Raw genomic sequence first — 4,928 nt, forward strand, 5'->3', positions numbered from 1 at the left:
CGGCGGTGGCCCCGCCGACGCGCCGTAGCGCGGACAGGGCCTCCACGGCGAGATGGTCGTACCCGTGCTGGGCCGAGCTGCGGCCCATCGCGGTGACCCGGAAAGCCTTGGCGGGGCGTCCGCGGGTGCCGGCCGGGCGGGTTCGGGTGGCCTCGACCTGCCCGGACTCGACCAGTTGATCCAGATGGCGGCGGACGCCCGCCGCCGTCAGCCCGAGCTCCTGCCCGATCTCGGCTGCGGTGAGAGCCCCTCGTTCCAGCAGGAGTTCACGGACGGCCGAGCGGGTGTCGGGTCGCGCGGCGTTCTCGTAGACGTGCTGCACGCTCAACTGACTCTCCCTTCCGGCTATGCTCGGTGCGCCCCGTCGGGGACGTACCACGTCATATTACGCAACACCTTCGTGACGGAAATATTCCCACCCCCGCGAACCCGGCGTCGGCGGCCGGGCGGAGTCCTCCGGCACCCACCGTGGAGAGAGGCTGAGGCCAGTGGCACCCAGATTCCCGGTCCGCGGCGCGGGAGTGGTGACGGCCCGGCTGCACACCGAGGAGCGATCCACCGGGACACCACCGTCGGCGGAACTGGCCCGCCTCGGTCGGATCCGCAGGATCGGCACCACCGCCGCCGTCGCCATGTCGGTGGGCGCCCTCGGCGCGGGCGCTCTGCCCGTGCTGCAGAATCCCGTCGCCGGCGAGCGCCTGATCGGGCTGTGGCTCAGGTTGCAGCAGTCCTCCATGACGGTGGTCATGACCGGGATGGTGGTGGTGACACTCTGCTGGCTGCTGCTGGCCCCGTACGTCCTGGGCAGGGATCGCCGGGGACGGTTGAGCGGCCGGATCGACCGTGCCACCCTCGACCGCATCATCGCCTCGTGGGCCCTGCCGCTCGCCCTCGCCCCGCCCATGTTCAGCAAGGACGTCTACAGCTACCTGGCCCAGGGCGCCATCGGCAACACCCTCGACGACCCGTACGAACTGGGCCCCGTGTCGGCGTTGGGAACCTCTCATGCGTTGACCGTCAACGTCCCGGACATCTGGCGGGACACCCCCAATCAGTACGGTCCGCTCTTCCTCGGGGTGCAGAAGGTCATCCACACCCTGACGGGGGACGACGTGGTGGCCGGAACGATCCTGCACCGGGTGGTGGCGATCGTCGGGATACTCATGCTCGGGTGGGCGGTCCCGCGACTGGCCGAGTACTGCGGGGTGTCGGACGTGGCGGCGCTCTGGTTGGCGGTGGCCAATCCCCTCGTCCTGTTCCATCTCGTGTCGGGGATTCACTCCGAGTCCCTCATGATGGGACTGCTGGCCGTCGGGCTCGTCCTGGCCCTGCGCGCCGTGGACTCCCTCGAGTCCGGGCCACGGACCACCGTGCTCTTCATCGTCGGGACCGTCCTTGTCACCGGGTCGGCACTGGTGAAACTTCCCACCGTCGTCGCCCTGGGCTTCGTCGGGATGGCGCTCGCCCGACGGTGGGGTGGCGGCTCCCTCGCCACCGTGCGGGCCGCGCTGGTGATGGTCGTGATCAGCGGTGCCACCACCGGGCTGGCCATGCTGGTCACCTCGTCCGGCCTCGGGTGGATCACCAAGCTCGGGGCGGCCACGTCGCTGCGGAGCTGGCTCTCCCCGCCCACCGCCCTGGGAGTGATCGTCGGCGGGATCGGGCAGTACCTGGGGCTGGGCGACCACACGGCCCAGATCCTGGTGATGGTGCAGACCGCGGCGCTCGTGATCGCCGGCGTGGTCACCGTCAGGATGCTGTTCGCCGTCTCCGCGGGGCGGATCGATCCGGTCGGCGGACTCGGGGTGTCGATGGCCGCCATCGTCCTGTGCTTCCCCGTCGTGCAGCCCTGGTACGTCCTGTGGGCCCTGATCCCGCTCGCGGCGTGGGCGTCGAGGGTGGAGTTCCGTGTTCCCGTGGTGGCGGTCAGCGCCGTGCTGGCCTGCTTCACCCTCCCGCCGGGTGCGGGCCTGCCGCCGTTCGTCACCGTCCAGGCATGGGTGGCCACCGTGGTGGCGGTGTCGATCCTGCTGATCGCGATGTTCCGCTGGCCGGGGCTGCTGCGCTCGCGGTCGTCGGAGCGACCTAGAATGCTCCCGTGACCTCACCCACCGACTCCCCCGCGCTACTCGTCGAGGGACTCGTCAAGAGGTTCGGACAGACCACCGCCGTGGCGGGACTGGACCTGCGGCTCGGCCGCGGCGAGGTGATGGCGCTCCTCGGTCCCAACGGAGCCGGCAAGACCACCACGGTCGAGGTCTGCGAAGGGTTCCTGCGGCCGGACGGTGGAACCCTCCGTGTGCTGGGCCTCGACCCCGTCTCCGATCGCCAGCGCGTCCGCAGCCGGATCGGGATGATGCTCCAGGGCGGCGGGGCCTACCCCGCCGCGCGTGTCGGGGAGATGGTCCGTCTGGTCGCCTCCTACTACGCGGACCCCCTCGACCCGGACTGGCTGCTCGAGGAGCTGGGACTCAGCGATCACCTCACCACCCCATACCGGCGCCTGTCCGGTGGCCAGCAACAGCGGCTCTCACTCGCCATCGCGGTGATCGGCCGACCCGAACTGGTGTTCCTCGACGAGCCCACCGCCGGACTCGACGCCCAGTCCCGGCGGGCGGTGTGGGACCTGGTCCGGGCACTGCGTCGGGACGGTGCGGCCGTCCTGCTGACCACACACCTCATGGACGAGGCCGCCGCCCTGGCCGACGAGGTGGTGATCATCGACCACGGTCGCCGAGTGGCTGCCGGGACGCCGACCGAACTCGCCAGGGCGGGGACGTCAGAGGGCGTGACCCTGGTCGTCGACGGCGAGGCCTCGCCGACGCTGCTGAGCCGCGCCCTCGGACCGGACCACACGGTGACCGCGGGCGCCGCGGCCGGGATCCTCGAGGTCCACGGCCCGGTGTCCCCCGCACTCATGACCAGCCTGTGCGCGGCACTGGAGGACTCCGGAGTCCAACTCACCTCCCTGGCCACCCGCTCCAGAAGCCTCGAAGAGGTCTTCCTCGACCTGACCGGACGGGACCTGCGATGACCGACACCCCCACCGGGACCAACCGCTTCGCGCCGGGGACGTTCGCCCGGCCGTCCGCTCCCGCCACCCTCCCCCGGATGGCGGCGTCGCAGACCCGCATGGAGTTGACGCTCTTCCTGCGCAACGGCGAGCAACTCCTGGTCGCCCTCGTGATTCCCGTCGCGGTCCTGTTCGCGCTCACCGCGATCGAGTTCGGCTCGATCCCGCAGCCGAGGATCGACTACGCGATCACCGCGGTGTTGACCCTCTCCGTCATGGGTACCGCGTTCACCGGCCAGGCCATCGCCGTGGGATTCGATCGTCGCTACGGTGCGCTGAAGCGGCTGGGCGGCACCCCCCTCCCGTCCGCCGTCATCATCGTGGGCAAGATACTGGCCACGATGATCCTGGTCGCCGGACAGGCCGTCCTGCTCGGTGTGATCGCGGCCGGCCTCGGCTGGCGCCCCGGGGTCGCGGGTCTGGCGGTGGGCGCGGTGATGATCGCGCTCGGATCGGTGGCCTTCTCCTCGATGGGGCTGCTGCTCGGGGGCACGCTTCGTGCCGAGATCGTGTTGGCGCTGGCCAATCTCATCTGGTTCGTCCTCATAGGCGCGGCCGGCCTGGCCATCGGTGTGGCAACTCTGCCCGACTGGCTCCACGAGGTCCTCCTCGTCGTCCCGTCGTACGCGCTGACCAGCGCGCTGGTCACGTCCATCGACGGAGGGTTCCCCGCCCTGGCGGCCGTGGTGCTGGCCGGGTGGACCGCGGTCTGCGCTGGACTGGCCGTACGCCACTTCTCCTTCACCTGATCGCGGGGCGGCCGGAGCGCACGCCTAGAATCGGGGGCGTGACCTCGACTTCGCGCGCCCCGAAATCCGGCAGCCCGGCCACGAGCGATCCCCCGGGACCGAGGGGACCGCTGGCCCGTCTGCCGCTCCCGTCGGTCCGGCTGCAGAAGGGCCTCGCACTGGCCAACGTCATGGCGCAGATCGGCATCATGACCACCGGGGTGACCGTGCGGGTGACCGCGTCCGGTCTGGGCTGCGAGACCTGGCCGCGGTGCAACCAGGACAGCTTCGTCCCCGTCGCCGGTGCGGGCCCCGCACTGCACCAGGCCATCGAGTTCGGCAACAGGCTGCTCACCTTCGTGTTGGTCGCGGTGGCCGCCGCGCTGCTGCTCGCGCTGCTCCGCGCAGGGCGACGCAGCGAGCTCATCTGGCTCGCCCTCGCCATGCCCGCGGGGATCGTGGCGCAGGCGGTGATCGGGGGCATCACCGTCCTGGCGGGCCTGGTGTGGTGGACCGTCGCGCTCCATCTGTTGCCGTCGATGATCCTGGCCTGGCTCGCGGCGATCCTGTTCGTCCGGGTCGGTGAGTCCGACGACTCCCCCGCCCGCCGCGTCCTGCCCCCACCGCTGTCCTGGCTCATCGTGCTCTCCGCCGTGCTCCTGGCCGGGGTGCTGGTGACCGGCACCATGGTCACCGGGGCCGGCCCCCACGCCGGTGACGCCCGGATCGGGGCCGCGGACCGCCTCCAGATGCCGATCCAGTGGCTGGTCCACTTCCACGCGGAACTCATGGTCGGATACGTCTGCCTGCTCATCGGCCTGGCGTTCGGCCTCCTCGCACTACGTGCCCAGGGGCCGGCCATCCGGCGTTGCCTGATACTGATCGCCCTGATCGCGGCTCAGGCAGTCGTGGGGATCACCCAGTATCAGTTGGGGGTGCCGGAGATGTTGGTGGTGGTGCACGTGACGCTGGCCGGGGCGATCACTGCAGTGACCGGAGCTCTCTGGGCCTCGGCCGTCATCCGGGAGCCCGCGGTGGCCAGCCCGCGGACCGGGTGACCCGACCGACAGGCCGGCGCGCACCCGCACCGATGATCGAACGGAGAACGGCCCCGCCGCGGCGGGGCC

At 71.1% G+C, this 4,928-nt stretch carries 5 protein-coding genes; 4 read left to right on the top strand and 1 reads right to left on the bottom strand.

Annotated features, from left to right (window positions below; genetic code table 11):
* The coding region (locus G6019_RS08660) for a helix-turn-helix transcriptional regulator (protein ID WP_309230193.1) at positions 1-322 on the bottom strand (322 nt) is incomplete at its 3' end.
* Between the two features lie 166 nt (positions 323-488).
* Here G6019_RS08660 and mptB point away from each other — a divergent pair.
* From mptB to G6019_RS08680, 4 genes are read left to right on the top strand one after another with little or no spacing between them, the layout of a single operon-like run.
* On the top strand, positions 489-2,102 hold the full coding sequence (mptB, locus tag G6019_RS08665) for a polyprenol phosphomannose-dependent alpha 1,6 mannosyltransferase MptB (protein WP_182612264.1): 1,614 nt from the start codon (positions 489-491) through the stop codon (positions 2,100-2,102).
* Positions 2,099-3,034, top strand: coding sequence for an ABC transporter ATP-binding protein (locus tag G6019_RS08670; protein WP_107756498.1), 936 nt, complete (start codon positions 2,099-2,101; stop codon positions 3,032-3,034). Before mptB ends, G6019_RS08670 begins: the two co-directional genes overlap by 4 nt.
* Positions 3,031-3,822, top strand: coding sequence for an ABC transporter permease (locus G6019_RS08675; protein ID WP_107756499.1), 792 nt, complete (start codon positions 3,031-3,033; stop codon positions 3,820-3,822). Before G6019_RS08670 ends, G6019_RS08675 begins: the two co-directional genes overlap by 4 nt.
* 38 nt (positions 3,823-3,860) lie before the next feature.
* Positions 3,861-4,859, top strand: a complete 999-nt coding sequence (locus G6019_RS08680) for a COX15/CtaA family protein (protein ID WP_156607173.1) — start codon at positions 3,861-3,863, stop codon at positions 4,857-4,859.
* Positions 4,860-4,928 lie beyond the last annotated feature (69 nt).

It is taken from the genome of Dietzia sp. DQ12-76 (assembly GCF_014145045.1).
Taxonomy (GTDB): Bacteria; Actinomycetota; Actinomycetes; order Mycobacteriales; family Mycobacteriaceae; genus Dietzia.

Coding starts and splice junctions, on each gene's coding strand:
- G6019_RS08675 (WP_107756499.1), top strand. CDS start 3,031: ATGACCGACACCCCCACCGGGACCAACCGCTTCGCGCCGGGGACGTTC.